The organism is Candidatus Glassbacteria bacterium (assembly GCA_019456185.1).
In the GTDB taxonomy this organism is placed as follows: Bacteria; Gemmatimonadota; Glassbacteria; order GWA2-58-10; family GWA2-58-10; genus JAJRTS01.
Genome location: VRUH01000032.1, coordinates 18,573 through 44,125, shown reverse-complemented (window position 1 = coordinate 44,125; position 25,553 = coordinate 18,573). Strand labels below are relative to the sequence as shown.

Below are 25,553 nucleotides of genomic sequence, written 5' to 3'. Positions count from 1 at the left end.
GGTGGTTGGTTTCGGGCACCACCTGGTCGTTGAACCAGATCGCCCCCAGCATCAGCACGCACGCGGCCGCCATCGGGGAGAGCATCAGGCGGTGGGCGGGAATTCCGAGCGCCTTGAGTGCGGTAACCTCGTTGTCCGCGCTGAACCTGCCGAACGACATGATCACCGCCACCAGCACCGCCATCGGCAGCACCAGGGCGATAATAAACGGCAGGCTGAGCACGACTATCTCCGTCACTACCGGCCAGCCAAGATTTTTTCCGGCTATTTTAGGGAACAAAAACACGAAGTGCCGCATAAAAAGAATGAATGTAAGCAGCATCAGCGACACGATAAGCGGGCCGGCCAGCTCCCGTAGTATGTAGCAGTGAATTGTTTTCATCTTATCCGGCAGTGTCCGTTGTCCGGCCGCATCCCGCTCCGGCCATCAGCAACAAAACGGATCCGGCCCCCCATCCAGCCGGGGCAAACCCGTTCGTCCGGTTGTGGCAGCAATCTTCATCGCTGCCCTCCGCAAGCCGGCCAGGGGCGACAGCTATCAAAGGCCGTGAGTGAAATGGCTCGTGCAAAGGGCGAGAAAAAGCTTTGCAAACACGGCCCCGATTGTTACTATTATTGATTGAAATCTATTGGCCTTAAACCAGTTGGCTGGCAGCGGCCAATGCAATGATACGACCCCTATTATTTTATATCAAGTGTTTTAGCCTGATCCAGACCGCTGGAGGAGTTGCACTTTATCCGTCATTCGCAATCGTTGGTTAAACGGATATTTCGGATCAAATTGGGGGTGAGGTTGACCGGTCGCACCCGGCCGGCCACCGGGTGAAACCAGCCGCGCGAAATGCCGCCTGAGGCAAACGAACGGTAAAAGCATGCTGCTCAACAGTAATGTAGTGTCCCCCCGCTTGAAGTTCCATAATTACAGGTTCGATTTTACCGTTTCCCCTGCTTACCGGAGTTGACTTGCGCCGTTCCGGCAACAGAGAAAATTTCTCGACCATCCTGCGGGCATTCCTGCTGGCCGGCATGCTGTGCACTCTGGCCTCCGGCATGGCCCGGGCGGCCGATTCGCTGGCGATCAAGATTCCGCTGGGACCGGGCAGGGGAGTGCTCAATTCCCTGGGGTTCAAGCCCTACAAGCCCTTGCTGACTGTCAAAACAACCGTCAAAAGCTCGGTTGAGTACGATATCGAATCCGGCGTGGTGGTGGAGACTATCACCCTGCCGACCCAGAGCGGCGAGCTGGTGCTGGAGGCGGAATACTGGTCGGTGCTGGAGTATCTGAAGAGACTCACCGACGAGCGCGAGGACAGCCTGTTCAACGCGATCAGCTCCGATTACGTGAGCGGGGCAGCCGACGCCAGGATTGCCCAGGACAGGGGCCTGATGCCCGAGATCAACCTGCCGGACTTCATGCCCAAGAGCCTGGCCTCGATTATCGGCGAGGGTACGGGATCGCTGCGGATCCACGGCAGCAGCGTCACCGAGGTCAGCGGCACCACCACCTTCCAGATCCCCGAGGACCAGTCCCTGTTCCGCCAGCAGAGCAAGTTTCCGCGCCTGAAGCTCGAACAGCGCCAGCAGATCAATATCGAGGGGACAATCGGGACCAAAATCAACATCTTCGTGGACTACAACAGCCAGAACCAGTTCGAGAACCGCAACCGGATCGAGGTCCGCTACCGGGGCGAGCAGGACGAGATCCTGCAGAGCATAGAACTGGGTGACGTGAACCTGAGCCTGCCCCCGTCGATGCTGGTGGCGGCGAGTATCCCGCGCGGAAACTTCGGGATCAAGGGCGAGACCCGCCTCGGTGCGCTGACCACCACCTTTATCGCCAGCCAGGAAGAGGGCGAGAGCAGCCAGAAAAATATCCGCATCCCGGTCAGCGGACAGGCCGAGGCCACCGACAGCCTGCACCTCTGGGACGTCAATTTCAGCCGCAACCGCCACTTCCTGCTCGTGGACACCAGCGCGATTAAAACCAAGCACATCAAGTTCCTCGACCGCGGCGGCGCCCCGCTGCATAACGCCTCCGACAAGCCGAGAAACATCCGGGTGTTCAAGGACGACGGCAATGCGCGCAACAACAACCAGGGTTTCTACCAGGCCCGTCCCGGTATCGCCCACATCAACGTGCAGGACTACATGGACGACCGGGCCGGCTATCCGCTCAACCCCGACCCCAACGATGAGTTCGGGTTTTTCAACGAGATGGAGCTCAACAGGGACTACATTCTCGAAGAGTGCGGGATCGTGATCAGTTTCAGTTGGGTCAACGACCAGGAAAAGATCGGCGTGATCTTCGAAACCGCCGGAGACTCGGTGGGCATGATCGTCGACGACACGCTGCACATGATGATGATCAAGAGCGAGATCATGACCAGCCAGAACCCTGTCTGGCCGCGCATGCTGCGCAACGTCTATACCTTCGGCGGCGGCGGGTCGATCAGCGCCACCGCGTTCGACATCGATATTTTCACTAACGAAACGCCGCCGCGTTACGATGAGAGCGGCGCTGAGGGCAAGCTGACGTTTCTCGAGATTTTCGGCCTGGACAACGACGGCGACACCAGAATCGACCGGATCTATGTCGATTTCATGCGCGGCCTGATTTTCTTCCCGTCCCTGGAGCCGTTCAACCGGCCCTATAACGAAAACCAAGACCTTTTCGGGCTGAACGAGCGCAACCAGCGGATGTATACCGAGGACGACCCCAGCCGGCTCAACACCCTTTTGCACCAGAAATACCAGATGGTGCTGCGTTACAGCCGCGCCGAGGGTTCCCAGGCCCGCACCTTCGAGCTCGGCGCGATGCAGATAATCGAGAACAGCGAGCGGATCTATGTCAACGACCGCCTGCTGCGCAAGGGCACGGACTACTCGATCGACTACCAGTTCGGCCAGCTCACGCTCAACCCGTCGGTGGATATCCCGCCCAACAGCGAAGTCAAGGTGGATTTCGAGGAAGTGCCGCTGTTCCAGACCGGGAGCACCAGCCTGTTCGGTTTCCACAACGAGTACGGGTTCGATCCCAACCGGCGGAACTACCTGACCAGCACCCTGTTCTACCAGAGCGTGGAGAGCGTGGACCGGACGTTCGTCCGCCTGGGCGATGAGCCGAAGACCAGCCTGCTGGGCGAATTCGGCGGCAAGTTCGAGTTCGACAGCGAAAAAGTGACCGAGTGGCTCAACTGGCTGCCCAATCTGGAAAGCCGCACCCCCAGCCGCTTCAATATCGTCGGCGGCGTGGCGATCTCCAGCCCCAACCCCAACACCCGCGGCGGCGTGCTGATCGAGGATTTCGAGACCGCCAAGATCGAGAACCCGCGGCTGAACATGATCTACCAGAGCTGGAAACTGAGCAGCGTGCCCAAGGATACCGGCTTCGAACCCGAGCGGGCCGGCGGGCTGTTCTGGTTCGACCCCTATTTTGTCAGCCAGACTAATTACGGATTTTACGAGCAGGATGTCTATGGTGAAATCGAGGGCCGGTCCGAGCGGCACCGCCAGTTGCCGGTGGACGTTATGAGCGCGGTGTTCAACCCCAGGGGCGACAACGTGTTCGACCGGCGGCAGAGCTGGCGCTCGTTCGTCCAGGTGGTCAGCCGGACCGGTATCCTGGGCATGGATGAACGGGAAGTGCTCCAGGTCTATATCGCCACCGGGCGCGACCAGGGCAAGCTGATAATCGATTTCGGCCAGGTGAACGAGGACCAGGTCCGCTTCGACCGCAATGACCAGCTGGTGGGCGTCAACCGCCTGGACACCGAGGACAGGAACTTCGACGGCCGCCTGGATATCGGCGAGGATACCGGCCTGGACGGGGTGGCGGGGGCCGACGGGCAGAATGTGGATGGCGACGACGGCAACGACGACTTCTATCGACCGCCTTACGATCAACTATTTTTGATCCCCGACGCCCTGGGGCTGAACCGCACCGAGGGCAACAACAAGGGCCAGATCGGTGAGAATTTCGACACCGAGGACCTGAACAGCAACGGCGCCCTGGACCAGACCGAACGGGTGTTCCGTGTCAAGCTCGACCTGGAGAAGCTGGAGATTATCCCGCCGGATGGAGTATTCATCCCGCAGAACGAACGCGATGTAGTCAAGGACCACGTTGAATATATCTATGACGATAACGGTGGCCGCATCCGCGACGTTTACGTGAACCAACTGGGCGAGGACGACTGGTACCTGCTGGAGATTCCCCTGCCCCGCGAGGGCACCCGCTTCGAGGACTTCTACGAAAAAGTCAACAGCCCCTCGCTGAGCAAAATCCTCCATGTGCGGCTGACGTTCTACGATTTCGACCAGCCGGACACGGTCAATTTCGCCAACATCAGTTTCGTGGGCAACCGGTTCAAGCGCAGCGACGAGGGAGTGGTCCCGCGGCTGTCCGAAACGTTTGTCGACACCACCTACTCGGACACCCTGTGGCCCGAGGGCGAGTCCTCCCTGCCGGAGGAGCAGCGCAGCAGGCTCAGCGCCGCCGGCTACCACGGCAGCTTGGAGCTGGTGAGTGTCAACACCATCCTGAACAACGAGTACTACCCGCCGCCCGCGATCAGCGCCACGCTGAACAAGTTCAACCGCAGCGGCCGCGAGGAGGATTTTACGGCGCAGGAAGCCGCGGTGGCGCTTAATTTCAACGACCTCCAGCGCGGCTACGAGGGCTGGTCGCTCAAGGCCGAAAACAACCAGCAGAGCTACCTCGATTACGCCTCGATGACCTTTTTCGTCAACGGCCGCCAGGGACCGTACGCGCCCAAGCCGACATTTTTTATCCGCCTCGGCACCGACAGGGAGAACTACTACGAATATTCGATGCCGGTCGATACCGGCTGGACCGGGGTCACGGTGCCGTTCGACGGGTGGCTGACACTCAAAGACAGCCTGCAGTCGGCGTTGAGCCTGGCGCAGATCCAGCAGTTCGATCTCGACGTCAAGCGCGGGCCGTTCCGGATCAAGGGCAACCCGTCGCTGACCAAGATCTCGATCATGTCCCTGGGCGTGGCCAACGAGTCGAGCGATATTCCGCTCTCGGGTACTGTCTGGGTGGACGATGTCCTGCTGACCAACGTGATCCGCGAGCTGGGTATCAATTCCAGACTCCAGGTGGAAGCCCTGCTCTCCGATCTGGGCCGGTTCAATTTCAGTGTCGGGGCCAGGGACAACAAGTTCCGCAACCTGAACGAGAGTCTCCCCACCAACAGCCAGTTCAACTACACTCTCGGCGGCTCGATCAACATCGACCGGCTCATGCCGGCATCCTGGGGCGTCCGGATTCCGGTCAACGTGCGCAAAACTTTCAGGCGCAGCCTGCCGCGGTTCCATCCCGGCAGCGAGGACGTGACGATAAAGCTTCCCGAAAGCATGGAGCAGAACAAGACGGAGGTGAGTTCCAAAAGTTTCAGCGCCAGCTACAGCAAGAGCCGGGGCGAAACACTGTTGAGCAGGATGCTGCTCAACAACCTCAACGGGACGATGAGCTATACCAGTACGCGCAATATCGCGCCCCGCAGCCTGAGTTCCAGCGTCAACTCCAGCGGCCGTCTGCGTTACCGGACCACTCTCCCGCGCGAGGCCGATGTGCCCGTTTTTCCGGCCAGGGTGTTCGGCGTGCTTGAAAAAATTCCGCTTCCCTATTTCCTCAAGTACAACACGCTGACCAAGGGCCTGGCCAACGCCAGGTTCCGTTATATGCCGGACGATATCGAGCTCGGCAGTTCTATGAGCTACCGCGAAAACCAGCGCTATGATCAGGTGTCGCGTAATTTCCGGCTGGATTCGCTGTTCACCATGAATAACAACGTGGATGTCAACTACAGGCCGTTCCAGACGGCCCAGGTCAGCTACGACCTTGAGGTCACGCGCAACCTCAAGGAAACCGCCCGCGCCAGCAAGGTCCTCGGCTTCGGCTACGGCAACGAAATTGAACGGAGGCAGAACGTCCGGTTGCAGCTTTCTCCCAAGTCGCTGCCCTGGCTCGTGCCCCAGTATCGCTACACTGCCGGATACAATAACGACCACAGTCCGCAGTATGTCAGGAGTTTCCCGGAGGACACCGACTACCGGAAATTCGATACCCGTCAGCAGCAGCAGTTTAGCCTCCGCTTCTCAATCCCGCAGTTCCGTCAGTCCCTGGCCGGAATCAAGTTCCGGGACCCGGACAGGAAAGTGGAGCAGAAGAACGGCGGGCAGGAAGGCAGTTCGGGAGCGGCTTACCGTCGCCGGGGACGGGGGCAGCAGGGCAAGGGCCAGGAGCCGGGGAGCTTTATCGGCAAGTACCTGTTCAGGCCGGTCAATCACGTCCTGGACAGTTTCGACCCGCTGATTTTCCAGTCCAGCTTCCAGCGAACCGACCGCTGGGAGCGGATGCCGCGCAACCCCGGCTTCATGTACCAGATCGGGCTGGAGGACCTGACTATCGACGAGCGTCTGCGGACATTTTCCGAGGGCGACTCGACAGTGGTCGACACGGCCCTGTTCACCTCGCTGACCTGGAACTTCAACCACACCTACGGGGCCGGCATGCACCTGTTCGGCACCCGGTTTAATTTCAACTACTCCGAACAGGGAAGCAACAGCCATACGCTCAACGGGTACCAGATTACCCGAAGCAGCGGCCCCGAGCTTTCATTCGACTATTCCAACATCTGGCTGCCGTATTTTATCAGGGGCGTGTTCAACCAGGTCAGCCTGGCCAGCGGCTACCAGTTGCGCAAGAGTTTCCGCGGCAACAGCGTCAAAATAAGGCCCAAAAACCCGTTGGGGATCGATTCGGAATCCCGCGAGGAGCAGTGGAACCCCAAATACAGGGTCACCGCTAACCTGGGCAAGACAGGCAGCGTGAGGACGCGCTACCAGAGAACCGCGTCCATCAAAACCGACATCCTTGCCGAACAGGACCGTCGCCAGATAACGGTCAGCAACGACGACAATTTCAACCTTACCTACAGTTTCAGCGCGCCCAACGGGATTAATTTCCCGATCCTCAGGCGCTTCAAGCTCAAGAGCAATGTGCGCACCTCGATTGACCTGCGGCGCAGAGTCTCACGAAATTTCACCGAAGTAATTGACAAGAATACCGGCGAGGTCACCGAAATCCTGATCAACCGTGACACCGAGGATATTACGATCACGCCCACGCTGGGTTATGATTTCAGCCAGGTGATCGGCAACCTGTCGGCCAGCTACAGCTCGCACAAGGACCGCAAGAGCGGCACCACCAGGATTACGATCACGATGAAAATGAGCATCCGACTCGATTTCTGATATTGCGCTGCGGACAGGGTTCGGGTTACACTTAACATGTACTTTGCGGCCGGGTTTCTCCTCCGGCGGAGATTGCGGTGCGCTATTTCACCACCAACCAGATCAGAGCCTCCCTGCTGCTGTGCGTGCTGGCGGCGGCCGGCTGGGGGATAAGGTACTATCTCGCCGGCCGGCAGATGGACAATCCGCTTCCGTTTGCGCCCATCACGGCCGACTCGGCGGTTGTCCGGGCGGCAGACAGTATCCGCGCGGCGCTGGAGGCCCCGGTGGATGTCAACACTGCCGGGACCGAAGAACTTCAGCGCCTGACCGGGATCGGCCCCGAGCTGGCCCGCCGCATACTCGAGGAGAGACGGCGGAGGGGCGCTTACGCGAATCTCGACCAGCTGACCCGCCGGGTGCGCGGAATCGGTCCGGCGACAGCCGCCGGACTGGCGGACAGAGTTACTTTTAACCAGACAGACGGCACCATCCACGGAACCGGGCGATGAAACCCACACTGTTCATAGTCGAGGACGACCAGACGTCGATCGACCTGCTGAGCGAAATTTTCAGCTCCGACCGCTACTCACTGCGCTGCCATACCTCCCCGCTGGATGCGCTGGACGAGTTGAAATCCCAGGGCATGCCCGACATCCTGCTGGTGGACCTGATGATGCCGCAGATGGACGGGATATCGCTGCTGGAAGAGGTCCGCAAGCTGAACGCCTCGGTGCCGGTGGTGATGATGACCGCCCACGGGAGTATCGAAACCGCGGTCGAGGCTTTGAAAAAAGGCGCCAGCGACTATATCACCAAACCGTTCAGTTTCGAGAAACTCCGCCTGGCCGTGGATACTGTACTCGAACTCACCAGTCTGCGCCGGCGGATGGAGATGCTCAACCGTCGCCACAAGGGCCGTTACAGCCCGGAAACGCTGATGGGCAGCCATCACGAGATGGTCTCCACGCGGGAGATTCTGCTCAAGGTGGCGGCGGCGGCGGCCACTACCTGCGTCCTGCTTCGCGGAGAAAGCGGTACGGGTAAAAACCTGGCAGCCCGGATAATCCACTACAACAGCCCGCTGGCCAGCGGCCCGTTTGTCGAACTCAACTGCGCCGCTGTTCCGGCGAACCTGCTCGAGAGCGAACTGTTTGGTTACCGCAAGGGAGCTTTCACCGGGGCGAGCGCCGATAAAAGAGGCATTATCGAAGAAGCCGTCGGCGGAACGCTGCTTCTGGACGAAATCGCCGAACTGCCGCTGGAATTGCAGGCCAAACTGTTGAGTTTCATCGAAAGCAAACGCCTGCGCCGGCTGGGCGATGTGACCGAACGCGAAGTCGATACCCGCCTGATTGCCGCCACCAACCGCAACATAGACCAACTGGTCAGCCAGGGCGAGTTCCGTCAGGACCTCTTTTTCAGGATCAACGTGGTCAACTGCATCCTGCCTCCCCTCAGGAGCCTGGGACGCGACGTGCTGCTGATCGCCGAAAAGTTCATCCACGATTTCAACCAGCAGTTCAACAAGTCGATCACCGAGCTGACTTTCGAGGCGGAAATCAAGCTGCTCGCCCACCAGTGGCCGGGCAATGTCCGGGAACTGCGCAACGTGATCGAGCGCGCGATGCTCTTTGCCGAGGGGGGATCGCTGAGCGCAGCCGACATCCAGCTCAGCCCGCTCGCAGTCAGCGAACAGGATCCGCAGCCCGCCGGCACGTTTATCATCCCCGCCGACGGCCTGGACTGGGCCGAGCACGAAAAATCGATCCTTCGCCAGGCCCTCGAACGCGCCGGCGGCAACCAAAGCAGGGCCGCCAGGCTGTTGTCCCTCTCCCGCGATACTTTTATCTACCGTGCCGCCAAATTTGGACTGCTTTAACCCGTTCGCCTGTCTATCTAAAAATCAATTTTTACTATTTTACGCACCGTTGCAATCAGTTTTAACTGATGCTTAAACCTTGATTTATCAATAAAGCTGGGGTACAATTGTGGAAAATTGGGCTATGAAGGGGGCGGAAATGGACCAGCAGGAAATGCAGAGAACTATCGACGTGCTGAAGCACGAGATACACAACCTGAATACGCAGGCTACTTTCTTTTCCAGCCTGATCGATATGAGCGTTATCCTCGCCTCAACGTTCGATATCAACGAGCTTATCCGTCGCGTACTCGAAATCAGCCAGGGCGTGATGCTTTCCGAGGCGAGCTCGCTCATGCTGCTCAACAAGGAGAAGGGTGTCCTGAAGTGCAGGGTGGCCTTGGGCGAGGTCGGCAGCCTGCTGGAGCAATCCTTCACGCTCAAGCTGGGGCAGGGTATCGCCGGCTGGGTCGCCGAGCACCGCGAATCGGTCGTGGTGCCTGACGTTACAAAAGACGATCGCTTCTACGACGGCACCGACAAGTCCACGGGCTTTGTTACCCGCTCGATCCTGGCCTGCCCGCTGATTTCCCGCGACAATCTGCTGGGTGTCGCGGAGGTGGTCAACCGCCAGGACGGCAAGCCGTTCACCGAAAAAGACCTGAAAATGTTCGAGACTTTCTGCCGGGGCGTGGCGGTGGCGGTCCAGAACGCGCAGATGCACACCCAGCTGCTGAATAACCAGCGGATCCAGCAGCAACTCGAGATGGCCAGCACAATCCAGCAGGGGTTTCTGCCGCGCAGCTTTTCGCTGGATAACGAACAGTTCGAAATCTCGGCGATCAACCTGCCCGCCAGCATGGTCGGCGGCGATTTCTACGATTGTATCGAACTGCGTCCGGGCATGTACGGGATCACGATCGGCGATGTGAGCGGCAAGGGCGTGCCCGCCGCGATCTACATGGCCCGGCTGATCAGCGACTTCCGGTTCGAGGCCCACCAGGCCGAGGACCCCCAGCCGACAATGACGATCCTGAACCAGATGCTCTCCGAACGCAGCCAGCAGGGGATGTTCGTGACGATGATCTACCTGATCCTCGACGTTCATCACGGCGAACTGCGCTACGTCAACGGCGGCCATATCCCGCCCATCCTCTATCAGCGCAAGGGCGACCGCCTGACCAAACTCGACGGCAGCGAGGGTATTCCACTCGGCATCAAGCGCGACGCCGTGTTCAGCGAGGCGGAACATTCCCTTCGCCGCGGTGATACGCTGCTGCTGTTTTCCGACGGCATGCTGGATGCGAAAAATTCCAAAGGCGAAAAATTTAAGCTGGAAAATATCGAAAAGTATGTGCGTGGCAATTGGCAAACGCCCCACGACCTTGTCACTCAACTCGTGGAAGCGGTGACTAACCACGCCGGAGACGAAAGCCAGTTCGACGATATTACGATCATGGCAATCAGGTGGCGGTAGTCAATGAAGGAATGCCTCGACATCCGGATACCCGGTCATCCCAAGATGATGCAGCTCGTGCGGCGCACTATTGGGCAGGCCTGCGAGATGGTGGGCTTCAGCGAGCGCGAAGCCAATTCGATCATGCTGGCGGTCGATGAGGGCTGCACGAACATTATCCGCCACTGCTACGGCGGCTGCTTGGAAGGGGATATCGTAATCCGTATCCGCATGTTCAAGGACCGGATCGAAATCCTGATCAGGGACTTCGGGGATGAGATCGATGTGGAAAAACTCCGCGAATGCCTGGAGGCGAGGCAGAAGGAACTGGAGGAGCAGGGCCCGGTCAGGCCGGGAGGCCTGGGAGTGATGCTGATTCATTCTGTCATGGACCGCGTACAGTATAAATCCAGCAACAGGTTCGGCACCGTGCTCAAACTGGTGAAGCACCTCTCGCCCAAAGGAGGGAAAAAAGTTGCAGCTAAACACTAAATCCAAGGGCAAGGAAGTTGTAATTTCCGTCAGCGGGGATGTCGATCTCTACACCAGCCCCGATCTGCGCAAGGCAATCGCCAAGCTGGCCAAAAAAAAAGCCGACCCGCTCGTTATCGATCTCGATGGAGTCGATTACATGGATTCCAGCGGCGTGGCAACCCTGGTGGAGGGCCTGCAGCTCACCGCCCGCTACGACGGCTCATTCCGGATCGCCTCGCTCAAGGAGGGAGTACGCGAGGTATTCGAGCTGGCCCGGCTGGACAAGGTGTTCGACGTGTACGAGAACACCGAAAAAGCCCTGGCGGAGTCCTGATAAAAGTTCAAAACCATGACGCACAACTCTTAACTATTGCTTGTGGAAAAATAAAGGCAGATGGGAAACGCCGCATCTGACAAACAGGGACTGCTCACTTCTTTTTTCGGATCGCTGGGCCGTCGCGGCTCGGGGATGATCGAGCAGTTGTTTTTCCTCTACCGTCTCGTGCTCGACAGTATCTACTGGACATTCGCCGCGCCGGTGATGGGTAGGGGCCTGCGGGTGGGCAACACTTTCCAGGAGATGGTGAAGGTCGGGGTCAATGCAATCCCGATTGTAATGTTGATCTCCTTCTCGATCGGCCTGATCCTGGCCATGCAGAGCGCATACCAGCTCGAGCAGTTCGGGGCCACCATCTTCACCGCCGACCTGGTGGCCGTGGCCCAGACCCGCGAGCTCGGCCCGCTGATGACCGCGATAATCGTGGCCGGCCGTTCGGGAAGCGGGATCGCCGCCGAGATCGGCACGATGAAAGTGGGCGAGGAAATCGAGGCGCTCCAGTCGATGGGCTTCAACCCGGTCAAGTTCCTGGTCGTGCCCAAGCTGCTGGCCCTGGTGGTGATGTTGCCCTGCCTGACGATTATCAGCGACCTGGTCGGTATCAGCGGCGGCGTGTTCATGGCCGTCTTCAGCCTGGACCTGAGCTTTACCCGCTACGTAACCCGGACCATTTTTGCCCTGGTGTTCAAGGACCTGATCGCCGGGCTGATCAAGAGCGTTGTATTCGCCCTGCTGGTGGGACTTACCGGCTGCTACATGGGTTTCAAGGTCAAGGGCGGCGCCGAGGGGGTCGGCCGCAATACGACGATGAGCGTGGTGGTGAGTATTTTCCTGATTGTCCTGGCAGATGCGTTTTTCACCGCGCTGTTCTACGTTCTCTGGTAAGGAATTGCAATGAGCGCCGCCGCCGCGGAAAATGTGATCGAGGTAAAAAATCTCCAGGTGTCCTTCGGCAGCCACCAGGTGCTCAAGGATGTCAGCATGCAGGTCCACCGCGGCCAGACAACGGTTATCCTCGGCGGATCGGGATGCGGCAAAAGTACGCTGCTGCGCCATATTATCGGCCTGCGCAAACCGGAGGGCGGACAGATCCTGATCAAGGGTCAGGATATCACCCTGTTGAACGAGGGCGAGATGTCCAACCTGCTGCGCAAGGTGGGAGTGGTGTTCCAGAGTTCGGCCCTGTTCAATTCGCTCACCATCGGCGACAACGTTGCCCTGCCGCTGCGCGAACATACCAAGCTCGAGGAATCCACTATCCAGATCATGACCAAGATCAAGCTGGACATGGTCGGGCTGACGGGGTTCGACAACTACATGCCCAGCGAGCTTTCGGGCGGAATGAAAAAGCGCGCCGCGTTCGCCAGGGCGATCTCGATGGACCCGGAGATCCTGTTCTGCGACGAGCCCTCGGCCGGACTCGACCCCATTGTCGCCGCCGGGCTCGACGAGTTGATAATCAAGCTCAAAAAAGCGCTTAAAATGACTATCGTGGTCGTGACCCACGAGATGGAGTCGATGTACAAGATTGCCGACCGGGTGGTGATGCTCTACAAGGGCGGAGTGATCTTCACCGGCCCCCCGGGCGATTTCAGGAAAAACGAACACCCCCGTGTCCGCCAGTTTGTCGAGCGGCGGCCGGAGCAGTACGACGATGACGAGATCGGGCGTTACGCCCGCGCACTGACCAGCGAATCCTGAGGCCCTTAACAATAGACTGCGGAAACTCCAAATGAACCGGAAAGCACGTTACAGAAACGCCGAGATCAAGGCCGGTATCTGGATTTTCATCTCCCTGATAATCTTCGCCGGTTTTCTCGTATCTGTCACAGGATCGAAATTCTGGTCGGAAATGGATATCTACAGCGTACGGCTCGACTATATCGGCGGGCTGGAAATCGGCTCGCAGGTGCGGGTGGGCGGCATGGCCGTGGGCAAGATTGTCCAGGTGGACTTCCTGGAAACCGACAATGCCAGTATCGAGCTGACTATCGCGGTCCGGAAAGGACTCAATATCAAGAGCAACACGGTCGCTTACCTCAGTTTCGTCTCGATCACCAGCGAACATCACCTGGAACTCGACCCGCAGCCGGCTCCGGCGCCGCTGCTCAAACCCGGCGACATGATCCAGAGCAAGGACCTGACGACCATAGACGGGGTGATGGAGCAGATGAGCAACGTGGGCGATACGCTTAAAGTTATCCTGCACCGGGTCAACCTGCTGCTCAACCCGCAGAACCTGGCCCGGATCGACTCGATAATCGCCGGGGTCAACGACGCGATCTATAACGCGTCGAGCGACCTGGGCGCCCTGCTCGACGACGCCCGGCAGTCCGTGATCGCCCTGGACACCCTGATTAATAGCGCCAACATGATGCTGGCCGGCAGCGATTCGCTGGTGCGCAAGGTGATGCTCGACACCCGCGAAACTATCCGGCAGGCCACGATAACTCTGGCCGGAATAGATACCACCGTTTCCGGAGTCGAGTCGATAATCAACAACAACGCTTCCAGCCTGAACGGTATCCTCTCGGACATGGAGCATACCAGCGAAAATCTGAAAATCATGACCGACCAGATCAAGGACAATCCGTTCCTGCTGATCCGCTCGTTTCCGCGTAAGGAGAGAGGGCTCAAGTAGGATTTTGAACGTTGTTGACAGCCGGGTGTATATTCTGATCAGGGGCGGCGAACGGGAAATTGTTCCATCAACGTTACATATTTTGGCCGCAATGTTTGCGGCCTTTCACTTGATAACAATCCAGAGGCGAACTTCACCCATGGTCGAAAAACATAAGCTGACATTCGTCAAGGACGGAGAAGTATTACACACACCCGACGTGCTGCCGGTGCTGCCGCTGCGCGATGTGGTCGTGTTTCCCTACATGGTCACTCCGCTGATGGTGGGACGGCCCAGTTCCGTGGCCGGAATCGAAACCGCCATGCTGGGCGACCGGCTGATCGTGCTGACGGCCCAGAAGGACGGCGACCAGGAAAACCCCGGCGGCGGCGATCTCTACCGTGTCGGGGTGATGGCCAAGATCCTGCAGACCATGCGCCTGCCGGACGGGACCCTTAAAATCCTTACCGAAGGCCTGGAACCTGTCGATATCCGGCGGTTCATCCCCGGCAAGGACTACCTGCGCGCCAGGTTCGAGATCCATCCGTTCCACGCGCCGGAGACCAAACAGCTCGAGGCGCTCAGCCGCAAGGCGCTGACCCTGTTCGAGGAGTATGTAAAGCTCAATCCCCGTCTGCCCGACGAGCTGATGGTCTCGATCCAGAACGTGGATTCCACTATCCGGCTGGGCTACATTGTCGCCGGCCACCTGCTGGTGGGCATGACCGAAAAACAGCGCCTGCTGGCCGCCGATTCGCTGATCCGCCATTTCGAGCTGCTGTGCCAGTACCTCAACGCCGAGATGGAAATCCTGCGGCTGGAGCGCAAGATCGACGACGACGTCAAGCGCCAGATCTACAAGAACCAGCGTGAGTTCTACCTCCAGGAACAGCTCAAGGCGATCCATCGCGAGCTGGGCCAGGACGATGACGAGTACGACGAAATCGAGGAACTCCGCGAACAGGTGCGGAAAAAAGGACTCCCCGAGGAAGTCCGTAACAAGGTCGAAAAGGAAATTGCAAAACTCGCGCGGATGAGCATGATGAGCCCCGAGGCCACGGTGGTGCGCAACTATCTCGACTGGATGATCAGCCTGCCGTGGAATGAATCCACCGGCGACAAGCTCGGCGTGGAGAAAGTAGCCAGGATTCTGGACGAGGATCATTTCGGCCTCGAAAAACCCAAAGAACGCATTATAGAATTTATCGCGGTCAGCAAGCTGGTTGGCGAACTCAAGGGACCGATCCTCTGCTTCGTCGGGCCTCCCGGGGTGGGCAAGACTTCGCTGGGCAAGAGTGTCGCGCGGGCGCTGGGACGTAAACTGGTGCGGATCTCTGTCGGCGGAGTGCGCGACGAGGCCGAGATTCGCGGCCACCGCCGGACCTATATCGGCGCCATGCCGGGCAAGATTGTCCAGGCGATGAAACGGGCCGGAGTGGTCAATCCCGTGCTGCTGATCGACGAGATCGACAAGCTCTCCAGCGATTTCCGCGGCGACCCGTCGAGCGCCATGCTCGAAGTGCTCGACCCGGAGCAGAACAACCAGTTCGTGGATCATTACCTCGAGGTTGATTACGACCTGTCGAAAGTGATGTTCATCACCACGGCCAACTACGAGCAGAATATCCCCGAGCCGCTGCGCGACCGGATGGAGATTATCCGCCTGCCCGGCTACCTGCACAACGAGAAGATGGAAATCGCCCGGCGCTTCCTGCTGCCCAAGCAGCTCGAACAGCACGGGATTAGAAAGAGCAAGGTGAAGTTCAATGATAACGCGCTCTCCACGATGATCGAAAGCTACACCCGCGAGGCCGGAGTACGAAACCTGGAGCGCGAGATCGGCGCGATCTTCCGCAAAGTGGCCCGTAAGCTTGCCGGCAGCGGCAAACCGAAACTGCCGGTGAAAGTCTCTTCGCGTTCGCTGAAAAGGTTCCTCGGCGCGCCCCGCTTTCTCGATACCGAGTTGGAGGAGAAATCGCGGGTGGGCCTGGCCAACGGGATGGCCTGGACCGGAGCCGGCGGCAGTATCCTGCACATCGAGGTGGCCCCGGTCAAAGGCAAGGGCCGTCTGCTGCTGACCGGCAAGCTCGGCGATGTGATGAAAGAGTCGGCCGAGGCGGCGATGACATTCGTGCGCAGCCGCTACGAGCAGTTCGGCCTCGAGGCTGATTTCTATAAGAATCTCGATTTCCATATCCACGTGCCCGAGGGCGCAACCCCCAAGGACGGCCCCTCGGCCGGAGTGGCGATCGCCACGGCCGTGGTCAGCGCCCTGACAGGCATCCCGGTCAAACGCAACGTGGCGATGACCGGCGAGATAACCCTGCGCGGCCGGGTGCTGCCGGTCGGCGGGCTTAACGAGAAAACAGTCGCGGCCCTGCGGGCGGGCGTCAAAAAAGTGATCTGGCCGCTGCGCAACCGCAAGGACCTTGATGAACTGCCCAGGGAAGTCAAGAGCAAGATCGAGATAGAGTTTGTGGACACGGTCGACGAGGTTCTGGAAATAGCTCTGACCGCGGCTCTGCCGTCGCCCGGCGCGGGCAGGAAACTCACCGCCTCCGCCGGCGCTGACAGCCAGCAGCCGGACGGGATCAGGCACTGAGCCACTCGTTCCCGGGCTAACCCGTTAACTCCCGCCGTTTCGATGGAAGCAGGCAATGACAGGAGAAACCGCCAGAATCACCTCCATCGAGCCGGCGGGAACTTTCGGCCCGCGAGACACCGTGCCGCCGGCTGACCTGCCCCAGGTTGCGTTCACCGGCCGCAGTAACGTGGGCAAATCCAGCCTGATCAACCGTATGCTCGGCCGCCGCAAACTGGCTCCCATCAGTTCCACTCCCGGCAAAACCAGAAAGATCCACCTGTTTAAAATCAACGGGCAGTTCTACATTGTCGACCTGCCGGGCTACGGTTTCGCCAAGCTGCCGGTGGAGGTCAAACAGCGCTGGGAGCTGATGGTGAAGCGTTACATGGCCGGTAACGAGGCCCTGCGCGGCGTGGTCTGCCTGCTCGATATCCGTCGCGACCTGACCGACATCGACCGGGCGATGCTGCTCTCGCTGGCCGAAAAAGGGCTGCCGCTGATGATTGCGCTGACCAAGGCCGACAAGCTCAAACGCGCCAGGCAGAACCAAGCTGTCGATAAGCTGGTCCGCTCCCTGGGCGGAGCGGTTGCCCGCGAACAAATCCTGCCGACCTCCTCGCAGTCCGGCCAGGGCGTGGAGGAACTGCTGGAAAACGTGTTTGCCTTAATCTGTGGGGATGTTTTAGACCAGACGTAGGGGCGACGCACGCGTCGCCCGCAAGGGTTTATACAATCCGTGATCCGGAAAGGGAAAATGAGCGATAATCCACTGTACCCGATGAAACTCGCCCCGATCTTCAAGGATAAAATCTGGGGCGGCAGAGCGATGCAGGACTTGCTGAACAAGGACCTCCCCGACGGGCTGATCGGCGAAAGCTGGGAGCTGTCGGTTTATCGCGACGATATCACCCATCCGCTCAACGGGCCGCTGCGGGGCGTGAGACTCAAGCAGATCTACGATGACCGCCCGCTGGAGCTCGCCGGCCGCGCGCCCGGCCCCGGCGAGACTTTCCCGCTGCTGACCAAGTTTATCGACGCCCGCCGGCTGCTCTCCGTGCAGGTCCACCCGGCCGACAACTACGCCCACGAGCACGACGGTGAAAACGGCAAAACAGAATGCTGGTACGTGGTCCACGCCGATCCAGGCGCGGAACTGATCAGGGGCCTTCAGCCCACAGTGGAGCCGGAGGCTTTCCGCCGCGCCCTGGAAACAAGCCAGGGGCTGGAAACGATGGTGCGCCGTTTTAAGGTGTCTTCCGGCGATTTCATTTTCATGCCCACCGGCGTTGTCCATGCAATCTGCGAGAACACGGTGATCCTCGAAATCGAGCAGAACTCCGACATGACTTACCGTCTCAACGACTGGGGCCGGGTCGGCGCCGACGGTGTCCCGCGGCCGCTGCATATCGACAAGGGCATGGACGTCATCGATTTCGACTATCGCAGCCCGGACAAGATTACCGGGATCAGCTACCACGAAGGCGGCAACCGGATCACCCACATGGTAAGCTGCCGGTATTTCAGCGCCGCCATCCTCGAACTGGAGAGCACCTTCCGTCTCGACACCGGCGGGCGGTCTTTCGCCGTGCTGACCGTGGTCGAGGGCGCGATGAACGTGACCGGCGAGGACGGCGAGGAGGAGGTAGCCGCAATCAAGGGCGACACCGTGCTGGTGCCCGCCGAGCCGTCCGGCGCCACGCTCACCCCGCAGCGCTCCTGCAAAGTGGTAATGGCCTGGATCGACCCGACCCACAAACGGTTTATCGAGCCGCTGCTGCGCCGGGGCGAGAAAATGGACGAGATCGAAAAACTGATTTTCCGTTAGCTTTTGGCTCTGGTAACAGAACAACCCCCTGTTTCCCCCTTTGTTAAGGGAGATGTGAAACCTCGAAACTCCGTCAGCCGTGCGGCCCAAAACAGGGACAGAGCAATTCTCCCTTAGCAAAGGGGGGGGCTCGACAAATCGGGGGCGGGAGATGTTACAGTACCATCAAAGAAAGGACAATCCGATGACTATCCTGCGCAGATTCCACCCCGCCGTTCATCTGCTTGTTGCGCTGATGGTATGCGCCGCTGGGGGGTTCGCCGCCTCGTTCGAGGAAATCGACGGGATCACGCTCGAGCGCGATATCGTGTTCGGTAACGCCGACGGCTACGAACTGAAACTGGATATCGCCTACAGTAACGACTCTGACTCGCTTGCTCCCGCGATTGTCCATATCCACGGCGGCGCGTGGCGCAACGGCCGCAAGTCGGCAAACCGGGCGCTGGGCTTCGCCCGGGAGGGGTTCGTGGGCGTGAGTATCAACTACCGGCTCTCCGGCGTGGCCCGGTTTCCCGCCGGGGTCTACGACTGCAAACGGGCGATCCGCTGGGTGCGGGCCAACGCAGAAAAATACGGGATCGACCCGGCGCGGATCGGGATTGTCGGCGAGTCCGCCGGCGGGCACCTGGTGGCCCTGCTCGGCACCTCCGGCGGCGACCCGTGGCTGGAGGGACACGAGGGGCACCTCGAGTACTCCAGCAGCGTCCAGTCGGTGGTGGACCACTACGGCCCCGTCGATTTCCTGCGCATGGAGGACGCCCCGGGCCGGATGCGGCACCTGACTCCCGACTCGCCCGAGTCCCTGTGGCTGGGCCGTCAGGTGACACTGGTGCCCGAGCTGGTTGCCCAGGCCAACCCGATAACTTACCTGGACCCCGCTGACCCGCCGATGCTGATTATCCACGGCGAGCACGACGGGATCGTGATTATCGAGCAGTCGGAGTATCTGTACGAGGCCCTGCAAAAAGCGGGCGTGGAGAGCGAGTTTATCCGGGTGAAAAACGCGGACCACGGCTACCCGCCAAATCCGAAAGACGCGGTGGTCTCACCCAGCCGCGAGGAAATAAGGAAGATGGAGATCGAGTGGTTTAAAAGGACGCTGGGGAAGTGATCATAATTTCATGGAGAAATTAAGGATATGAATCTTCAATTATTTTCTATTTGTATAGAAACCAAACAATTTCAAAAAATCCCATTGAATGAAAGGGTCATACTAACTCAGTTGGGTTGTTTTGTGAATGATTTAAATACTTTGCATAAGATAATTTGCTTCTTAGGGAATCCTCAACAGGATGAGTTAAATCAGCAACTTAGCAACGATCAAAATCTATCTTTACTTATCATGGCGGCTGGAAAAGCGTTTGAATTTATTAGAACGATAAAAAAAGCTTGTCGAAATGATATAAGCCTAAAGGATAGAGTAGAAGAATATTTCTCCGTTGAGGACAGGGAAATACTGTCAAGAATTCTAAGTAAAGATACTAAAGGATCAACTCTAAAAAAAATCAGAAATAAACTCGCAGCACACCATGATTGGGATGACACACAAAAGTTTTTATCGGATTTTGAACTAGATGAATACAAATTCTTTTTAGGTAGTAATTGGGGGTTGGCTAGGATAAAAATGATGGACGTCATAAGAGGATTTTATATTACAAAAGTCTACGGAGCAAAGGATTTTGACTGTTTTGAAGAGTGTCAAAAAGCGATGGAATTATTTCACGATGAATTATTGGACACACTCGGGGATATCTATCAATGTTTTGACAGATTGTTCAGGATAACTTTGGAGATACATCACTGCGAATATTCTATGATCGAAATAAAAGATTTTAAATATGGATTATTTGAAGACTTCACAGTTCCATTCTTTTTAGTTGCTTCAGACAAAAAATAATTCCTCATTTACATTTCACCCCACCACCCCCTCCACTCCCCCCTCAACCCCCACCTCCCGCATGCACTTAAAATGCCCCAGCGGGCATTTGGCCCGGCCGTTGTGCGTGCAGGGCCGGCACCACAGCTCCGCCTCCACCACTTTCGCGTTGGCCGGCCGGTAGGGGAAATAACCAAACTGCTTCACTGTCGGGCCGAAAACCGCTGTCAGCGGCGTGCCCACCGCGGTCGCCACGTGCATCAGCCCGGTGTCGTTGGTCAGCAAAAACTCCGCGCGCTCAACAGCCGCCGCCGCGCCGCGCAGGGAGAGTTTCCCGCTCAGGTCCAGGATTTTTTGCCGATCAGGCAACCTTGCCGCTACTTCGGCACATGTGCCACTGTCCCCCGGCCCGCCGAGGAGCACGATTTTCCACTCCTTTTGCCGGCTTATCTTTTGGGCGGCTTCCGCGAACCGCTCAACCGGCCAGCGCTTGATCGGCCAGGCCGCGCCGGGGGCCACCGCGATGTATTTCATCCCGGAGTCCCACTTCTGATCGATCAGCCCGGCGGCCTCCGCGCGGTCATTATCGCCCAGGTGCAGCTCGCAGGGTTTGTCATCCAGCTCCACACCGAATTTCTCGAGGCAGGCGGCGTAGCGCTCAGGCACACTTGGCGGCTCGGGGCCGTAGAGATCGAGCCGGCCGTAGATCAGCAGGCTCCGTTTGAGCCGGTGGTTGGAGTAGCGCACAGTGTGGGCTGCGCCCACCGAGCGGCAGACCAGCCGGCTGCGGATCGAGCCGTGCAGGTCGGCGACCAGGTGCCACGGCCGCGCGATCAGCCTGCGGGCTACGGCGCGCATCTCGGCCGTATCGGCGGAGTCGGACACGCGGATTAACTCGTCCACGTGCGGGTTGCCCTCGATCATCGCTGCGAACCGTTCCTTGGTCAGAAACGCGACGTGCGCCCCCGGCCAGCGGGTCTTGATCGCACGCAGCACCGGCGTGGTCAGCAGCACATCGCCGATCGAGCTGAACCGGACCACCAGCACCAGCGGGTTTTGTACTCCGGATGCGGGCAAGCCCCCGGAGCCTGTTTTTCTGTCCTGCTCCATTGACTTAGCGGGCCTTTGTACCTAACATAGATTTACCCCTGAGGGGGAGATGAGAAACATTAACAAAGCGGTGGCCGGGAACATCCCGCGCCGCACTAAAAAATCCAGCCGATGGAAGAATTCCATGTCAAACGAAATATCCCGTAAGATACTGTGGGTCGACGACGAAATCGAGTTATTGAAGAGCCAGATCATTTTCCTGCAGCAGAAAGGCTACCTGGTCGAGACGGCCACCAACGGCGAGGACGCGGTGGAGATGATGCGCATCTCGCCGGTGGACCTGGTGCTGCTCGATGAGCAGATGCCCGGCAAACGCGGGATCGAGACCGTGGGCGAGCTGCGCAAGGTGGACGCCAGCGTGCCGATCGTGATGGTGACCAAGAGCGAGGAAGAGGACCTGATGGACCAGGCGATCGGCCGCCGCGTGGAAGACTATATCGTCAAGCCGGTCAATCCCAACCAGGTGCTGATGGTCTGCAAGCGCCTGCTGGAGGGCAGCCGGATCAGGCACCAGCGCACGGCCCAGGAGTTTGTCAGCCGATTCCGCGAGCTGGAGGATAAGCGCAGCGAACTGTTTACCTGGGAAGAGTGGGCCGAGACCTACGGAGAGATGATCGACTGGGAGAGCCGTCTGGCCGAAACCGGCGAGGAAAGCCTGGCCGGACTGCTCCAGGGGCTCAAGCGCCAGTGGCGGTCCGATTTCTCCAACTACGTGATCGGCGACTACCTGAACTGGCTGGACAAGCCCAGCGGCGAACGTCCCCTGCTGAGCGTGGACGTGGTCGACCAGTTCCTCTCGCCCCTGCTCGAGGACTACGAGTCCGTGCTGTTTATCGTGGTCGACTGCATGCGGATGGACCAGTGGCACCAGTTGGCCCCGCTTGTCGAGGAGTTCTACGATATCAGCCAGAGCACCTATTTCTCGATCCTGCCGACCGCCACGCCCTATGCGCGCAACGCCATCTTCAGCGGCCTGTATCCGGGGCAGATTATCGAGATGTTCCCCCAGTACTGGCAGGTTGGCAGCGACGACGAGGGGAGTCTGAACCTGTACGAGAAAGAGCTGCTCACCGCCCAGCTCGACAGGCTGGGAATCAAAATCGAGGGGCAGCTGCGCTACGAGAAAGTGTTCACCAAAGAAGAGGGCCAGCGCCTGGTGAAAAAGATCCCCTCACTGTTGCAGCGCGGGCTGACCGCCCTGGTGGTCAACTTTATCGACATCCTGACTCACGGACGCTCCGAGAGCGAAATCCTGCTGGAAATCGCGCCCAACGAGCAGGCCTACCGCGACCTTGTGCTGAGCTGGTTCCGCCACTCCAGCCTGCTGGGAGTCCTCCAGGAGGCCGCCCGTCAGGGCGTGCCGGTGCTGCTGACCTCCGACCACGGTTCCGTCCACTGCACCCGGCCGGTGACCGTGTTCGCCAAGCGGGACGCCTCCACCAACCTGCGTTACAAGTTCGGCGATAATATCAGCAGCGAGAAGGGACAGCTCTCGTTCCTGGTCCGCGACGCCCGCCGGGCGCAGTTGCCCTACCTGGGCATGAACGTGCATTACCTATTCGCGGTCGAGGATACCTACTTTGTCTATCCCACAAAGCTGCGCGAGTACCAGAGCCGCTACTACGGCAGTTTCCTTCACGGCGGAGTCAGCCCGGAGGAAATGATTCTGCCGGTGGCGACCATGATTCCCAAGTGAGCGGGCGAGATAGCCGGCAAAGGTTGAGCATAGAGTGCGCAAGCGTTACGCTAAGATCCTGATCTACAACACGGCCTTCCCTGGCGACATTATCCTGACCACACCGTTGGTGCGCGCAGTCTACAACCGTTTCCCCGGCGCGTATATCGCTTTCTGCACCACGCCCAGCGGGGTACGTCTGCTGGCCGGCCTTTCCTACCTGGACCGCCTGATAGTCTACGACAAGCACAGCCGGGACAAGGGTATCCGCGGGCTGCTGCGCACTGCGCTGCAGTTGCGTAATGAGCGGTTCGACCTCGCATTCTCGGTCCATCGCAGCGCGCGAACAGCGTTCCTGCTGCGCCTGGCCGGTATCCCCGAGCGGATCGGATTCGCCCAGAGCGCCCTGCCGGGACTTTACACCAGCCGGGTGGAGCGTCCCCGCGAGGTCCACGAGACCCTGCGCAATATCGGCCTGCTGGCGCCCTTCGGCGTCAACCCATCGCTGGTCCCCACCAGACCCATGCTCCCGGTAACCGGCGAAGAGGCCAACCACGTCTTCGGCATCCTGGGAATCGACCTCCCGCGCGGCGACGGTCCGGTGGTGCTGGTTGCTCCCGGCTCGGTGTGGGGCACCAAGCGCTGGCTGGCCGAGAGCTACGGCAGGCTGATCGATGAGCTTACCTCGCAGCTCGGCGCGCGGGTGATCATGGTCGGCACCACCACCGACCGCGAGCAGGCGCAAAAAGTGCTGGATTCCTGCGGCTCGTCGGTGCTGGACATGGTGGGCATGACCGACCTTCGCGAACTATGCGCCCTGGTGCGCAAGGCCGACCTGGTGATCACCGGAGACAGCGCCCCGATGCATGTCGCCTGGGCGTTCGATATCCCCACCGTGGCGATTTTCGGCAGCACGGTGCCCGGTCTCGGGTTCGCCCCGGATTCCGAGCGCTGCCGGGTGGTGGAGTTGAAAGGACTCGAATGCCGCCCCTGCAGCGACCACGGACCGCAGGCCTGCCCGCTGGGCCATTTCCAGTGCATGAAAGGCGTCAGCGTGGAGATGGTATTTTCGGCCTGCCGGGAGATGATCGACCTGGGCCGCGCCCCGGCCGGCGATGTGGCCGGGAAACCATCTCGATAAATAGCTGTCCGGCGACCGAAGCCGCCGCCGGGCTGAACGGGATATGGCTGGAAAGCTACCTGGAACTTAACTGGACCCGGCAGAGCATGGAGCAGGCTGTCGAGCTGGGATATCTCTACAGCGCTGAAGCGGAGGAAAAATCTCAGTAGTTTTGGACCGTAAATTTCAGGACAGCGGCCATTCCCCGGAACGCCTGATCCTGCCGGTAATCCTGTTCGCCGGGACGCTGACCGTGATGGCCGGGACGATTATCGCGCCGGTGCTGAACGTGATGCGCGACCAGCTTGGCGTAGGCCCCTCGCGGGCCGGGCTGATTATCACCACCCACTCGGTGTTTATCGCCCTGCTGAGCCCGTTTATCGGCCACCTGATCGACCGGGTGGGCGTGCGCAGGCCGCTTGTCGCCGGGCTGGTGCTTTACTCCGCCGCCGGCGGCGCGGGTCTGGTGATCGACTCCTGGTGGCCGCTGATTGTCAGCCGGGCCCTGTTGGGAGCCGGCGCGGCGGTGATCTTTATCGCCAACACCGTGATGATCCTCAACCTGTACAGCGGCCGGCGGCGCAACCGGGTGATGGGCTGGCGATCGAGCGCCAACGCGTTGGGAGCGGCAATCTGGCCTGCGATCGGCGGGGCGCTGGGCGCGTATTCCTGGCACTGGCCGTTCGCCGCCTACCTGGCCGGAATTCCGCTGGCGCTGCTCGTGTTGTTTATCATCCCCGAGACCCACCGGACTCAACCGGACGGACCTGAAAATAATAATGTATCCCTGGTGCAGATCTTCCGCGCCGCCCCGGTCCTGTTAGGGATATACGGGCTGATATTCCTGTCCAGCGTACTGCTTTACGCGCTGGTGGTCTACGGTCCGCCGCTGATGGAGCAGGCCTCGATCACCAATCCGTTCCAGATCGGCCTGTTCGTCTCCTCCATGGGCCTGGCCAGCGCGCTGGTGGCGGTAATGTACGGCCGGATAAAAGCGTCGTTCAGCTACCGCGCGCTGATCATGTTCGCCCTGGCTTTATGGACGGTTGCGTTCCTGCCGATTTCGCAGTGGCTGTCCGCCGGGATAATCGCCGCCGCATTCACAGTTTACGGAGCAAGCCAGGGCGTGATATCCCCGGTATGCATGGTCTGGATCGGCGAGGTCACTCCCCGCTCTTATCTGGGCAGGGTCAGTTCGTATCTCGGTTCGTTCGCATTCGTGGGCCAGTTCGCCTCGCCGGTAATTTTCGCGCCGGTGGCCCTGCGGGCGGGACCCCAGGGTGTATTTTTCGTATCCGGGATGATCGGCGTGCTGCTGCTGGTTATTCTCGCGATTTTCTGGAGGAAATGACCCG

General features: G+C 59.4%; 19 protein-coding genes. 17 read left to right on the top strand and 2 right to left on the bottom strand.

Translation table 11 applies throughout. The features are described from left to right. On the bottom strand, window positions 1-382 hold a 382-nt coding region (locus FVQ81_11970; protein ID MBW7997262.1), incomplete at its 3' end, for an LptF/LptG family permease. Between the two features lie 581 nt (window positions 383-963). Here FVQ81_11970 and FVQ81_11965 point away from each other — a divergent pair. The 14 genes from FVQ81_11965 to FVQ81_11900 all read left to right on the top strand — a co-directional run bounded on the left by FVQ81_11965 (window position 964) and on the right by FVQ81_11900 (window position 20,314). Continuing rightward, window positions 964-7,281, top strand: a complete 6,318-nt coding sequence (locus tag FVQ81_11965; protein ID MBW7997261.1) for a hypothetical protein — start codon at window positions 964-966, stop codon at window positions 7,279-7,281. Window positions 7,282-7,358: 77 nt separating this feature from the next. Beyond that, a complete protein-coding gene (locus tag FVQ81_11960; protein MBW7997260.1) occupies window positions 7,359-7,772 on the top strand; it encodes a helix-hairpin-helix domain-containing protein in 414 nt (137 codons plus the stop codon). Continuing rightward, window positions 7,769-9,142, top strand: a complete 1,374-nt coding sequence (locus FVQ81_11955; GenBank protein ID MBW7997259.1) for a sigma-54-dependent Fis family transcriptional regulator — start codon at window positions 7,769-7,771, stop codon at window positions 9,140-9,142. Before FVQ81_11960 ends, FVQ81_11955 begins: the two co-directional genes overlap by 4 nt. Window positions 9,143-9,266: 124 nt before the next feature. After that, on the top strand, window positions 9,267-10,598 hold the full coding sequence (locus tag FVQ81_11950) for a SpoIIE family protein phosphatase (GenBank protein ID MBW7997258.1): 1,332 nt from the start codon (window positions 9,267-9,269) through the stop codon (window positions 10,596-10,598). A 3-nt stretch (window positions 10,599-10,601) separates the two neighbouring features. Further along, window positions 10,602-11,069 (top strand): ATP-binding protein, encoded by a 468-nt coding sequence (locus FVQ81_11945; protein ID MBW7997257.1) that lies wholly within the window; start codon window positions 10,602-10,604, stop codon window positions 11,067-11,069. After that, window positions 11,053-11,385, top strand: coding sequence for an STAS domain-containing protein (locus tag FVQ81_11940; protein MBW7997256.1), 333 nt, complete (start codon window positions 11,053-11,055; stop codon window positions 11,383-11,385). Before FVQ81_11945 ends, FVQ81_11940 begins: the two co-directional genes overlap by 17 nt. Window positions 11,386-11,445: 60 nt before the next feature. Further along, entirely contained in the window at window positions 11,446-12,273 is an 828-nt protein-coding gene (locus tag FVQ81_11935) for an ABC transporter permease (protein ID MBW7997255.1), read from the top strand. A 9-nt stretch (window positions 12,274-12,282) separates the two neighbouring features. Continuing rightward, on the top strand, window positions 12,283-13,089 hold the full coding sequence (locus tag FVQ81_11930; protein MBW7997254.1) for an ABC transporter ATP-binding protein: 807 nt from the start codon (window positions 12,283-12,285) through the stop codon (window positions 13,087-13,089). Between the two features lie 31 nt (window positions 13,090-13,120). After that, window positions 13,121-14,029 (top strand): MCE family protein, encoded by a 909-nt coding sequence (locus FVQ81_11925; protein ID MBW7997253.1) that lies wholly within the window; start codon window positions 13,121-13,123, stop codon window positions 14,027-14,029. A 139-nt stretch (window positions 14,030-14,168) separates the two neighbouring features. Beyond that, window positions 14,169-16,610, top strand: a complete 2,442-nt coding sequence (gene lon / locus FVQ81_11920) for an endopeptidase La (GenBank protein ID MBW7997252.1) — start codon at window positions 14,169-14,171, stop codon at window positions 16,608-16,610. Window positions 16,611-16,665: 55 nt separating this feature from the next. After that, window positions 16,666-17,289: a YihA family ribosome biogenesis GTP-binding protein gene (locus tag FVQ81_11915; protein ID MBW7997251.1), complete on the top strand. Its 624-nt coding sequence runs from the start codon at window positions 16,666-16,668 to the stop codon at window positions 17,287-17,289. Between the two features lie 57 nt (window positions 17,290-17,346). Continuing rightward, window positions 17,347-18,417 carry a mannose-6-phosphate isomerase gene (locus tag FVQ81_11910; GenBank protein ID MBW7997250.1) on the top strand — a complete coding sequence of 357 codons (1,071 nt, stop codon included), beginning with the start codon at window positions 17,347-17,349 and terminating at the stop codon, window positions 18,415-18,417. Window positions 18,418-18,568: 151 nt separating this feature from the next. After that, window positions 18,569-19,528 carry an alpha/beta hydrolase gene (locus tag FVQ81_11905; GenBank protein ID MBW7997249.1) on the top strand — a complete coding sequence of 320 codons (960 nt, stop codon included), beginning with the start codon at window positions 18,569-18,571 and terminating at the stop codon, window positions 19,526-19,528. A gap of 27 nt (window positions 19,529-19,555) precedes the next feature. After that, a complete protein-coding gene (locus FVQ81_11900; protein MBW7997248.1) occupies window positions 19,556-20,314 on the top strand; it encodes a hypothetical protein in 759 nt (252 codons plus the stop codon). Window positions 20,315-20,329: 15 nt separating this feature from the next. Here the strand turns inward: FVQ81_11900 and FVQ81_11895 are convergent, their stop codons facing one another. Continuing rightward, window positions 20,330-21,403 carry a glycosyltransferase family 9 protein gene (locus FVQ81_11895; protein ID MBW7997247.1) on the bottom strand — a complete coding sequence of 358 codons (1,074 nt, stop codon included), beginning with the start codon at window positions 21,401-21,403 and terminating at the stop codon, window positions 20,330-20,332. A 49-nt stretch (window positions 21,404-21,452) separates the two neighbouring features. On the opposite strand from FVQ81_11895, the gene FVQ81_11890 reads away from it, so the two are divergent. The 3 genes from FVQ81_11890 (at window position 21,453) to FVQ81_11880 (ending at window position 25,549) form a co-directional block, all read left to right on the top strand. Beyond that, entirely contained in the window at window positions 21,453-23,099 is a 1,647-nt protein-coding gene (locus FVQ81_11890) for a bifunctional response regulator/alkaline phosphatase family protein (GenBank protein MBW7997246.1), read from the top strand. Window positions 23,100-23,133: 34 nt separating this feature from the next. After that, complete coding sequence (locus FVQ81_11885) at window positions 23,134-24,219, top strand: glycosyltransferase family 9 protein (protein ID MBW7997245.1); 1,086 nt, start codon at window positions 23,134-23,136, stop codon at window positions 24,217-24,219. Between the two features lie 151 nt (window positions 24,220-24,370). Further along, entirely contained in the window at window positions 24,371-25,549 is a 1,179-nt protein-coding gene (locus FVQ81_11880) for an MFS transporter (protein ID MBW7997244.1), read from the top strand. Window positions 25,550-25,553 lie beyond the last annotated feature (4 nt).

What these genes read in the sequence shown, in the direction of transcription:
- FVQ81_11955 (MBW7997259.1), top strand. Translation starts at nt 7,769, where the DNA reads ATGAAACCCACACTGTTCATAGTCGAGGACGACCAGACGTCGATCGAC.
- FVQ81_11950 (MBW7997258.1), top strand. Translation starts at nt 9,267, where the DNA reads ATGAAGGGGGCGGAAATGGACCAGCAGGAAATGCAGAGAACTATCGAC.
- FVQ81_11945 (MBW7997257.1), top strand. Translation starts at nt 10,602, where the DNA reads ATGAAGGAATGCCTCGACATCCGGATACCCGGTCATCCCAAGATGATG.
- FVQ81_11935 (MBW7997255.1), top strand. Translation starts at nt 11,446, where the DNA reads ATGGGAAACGCCGCATCTGACAAACAGGGACTGCTCACTTCTTTTTTC.
- FVQ81_11930 (MBW7997254.1), top strand. Translation starts at nt 12,283, where the DNA reads ATGAGCGCCGCCGCCGCGGAAAATGTGATCGAGGTAAAAAATCTCCAG.
- FVQ81_11925 (MBW7997253.1), top strand. Translation starts at nt 13,121, where the DNA reads ATGAACCGGAAAGCACGTTACAGAAACGCCGAGATCAAGGCCGGTATC.
- lon (MBW7997252.1), top strand. Translation starts at nt 14,169, where the DNA reads ATGGTCGAAAAACATAAGCTGACATTCGTCAAGGACGGAGAAGTATTA.
- FVQ81_11915 (MBW7997251.1), top strand. Translation starts at nt 16,666, where the DNA reads ATGACAGGAGAAACCGCCAGAATCACCTCCATCGAGCCGGCGGGAACT.
- FVQ81_11910 (MBW7997250.1), top strand. Translation starts at nt 17,347, where the DNA reads ATGAGCGATAATCCACTGTACCCGATGAAACTCGCCCCGATCTTCAAG.
- FVQ81_11905 (MBW7997249.1), top strand. Translation starts at nt 18,569, where the DNA reads ATGTTACAGTACCATCAAAGAAAGGACAATCCGATGACTATCCTGCGC.
- FVQ81_11900 (MBW7997248.1), top strand. Translation starts at nt 19,556, where the DNA reads ATGAATCTTCAATTATTTTCTATTTGTATAGAAACCAAACAATTTCAA.
- FVQ81_11895 (MBW7997247.1), bottom strand. Translation starts at nt 21,403, where the DNA reads ATGGAGCAGGACAGAAAAACAGGCTCCGGGGGCTTGCCCGCATCCGGA.
- FVQ81_11890 (MBW7997246.1), top strand. Translation starts at nt 21,453, where the DNA reads ATGAGAAACATTAACAAAGCGGTGGCCGGGAACATCCCGCGCCGCACT.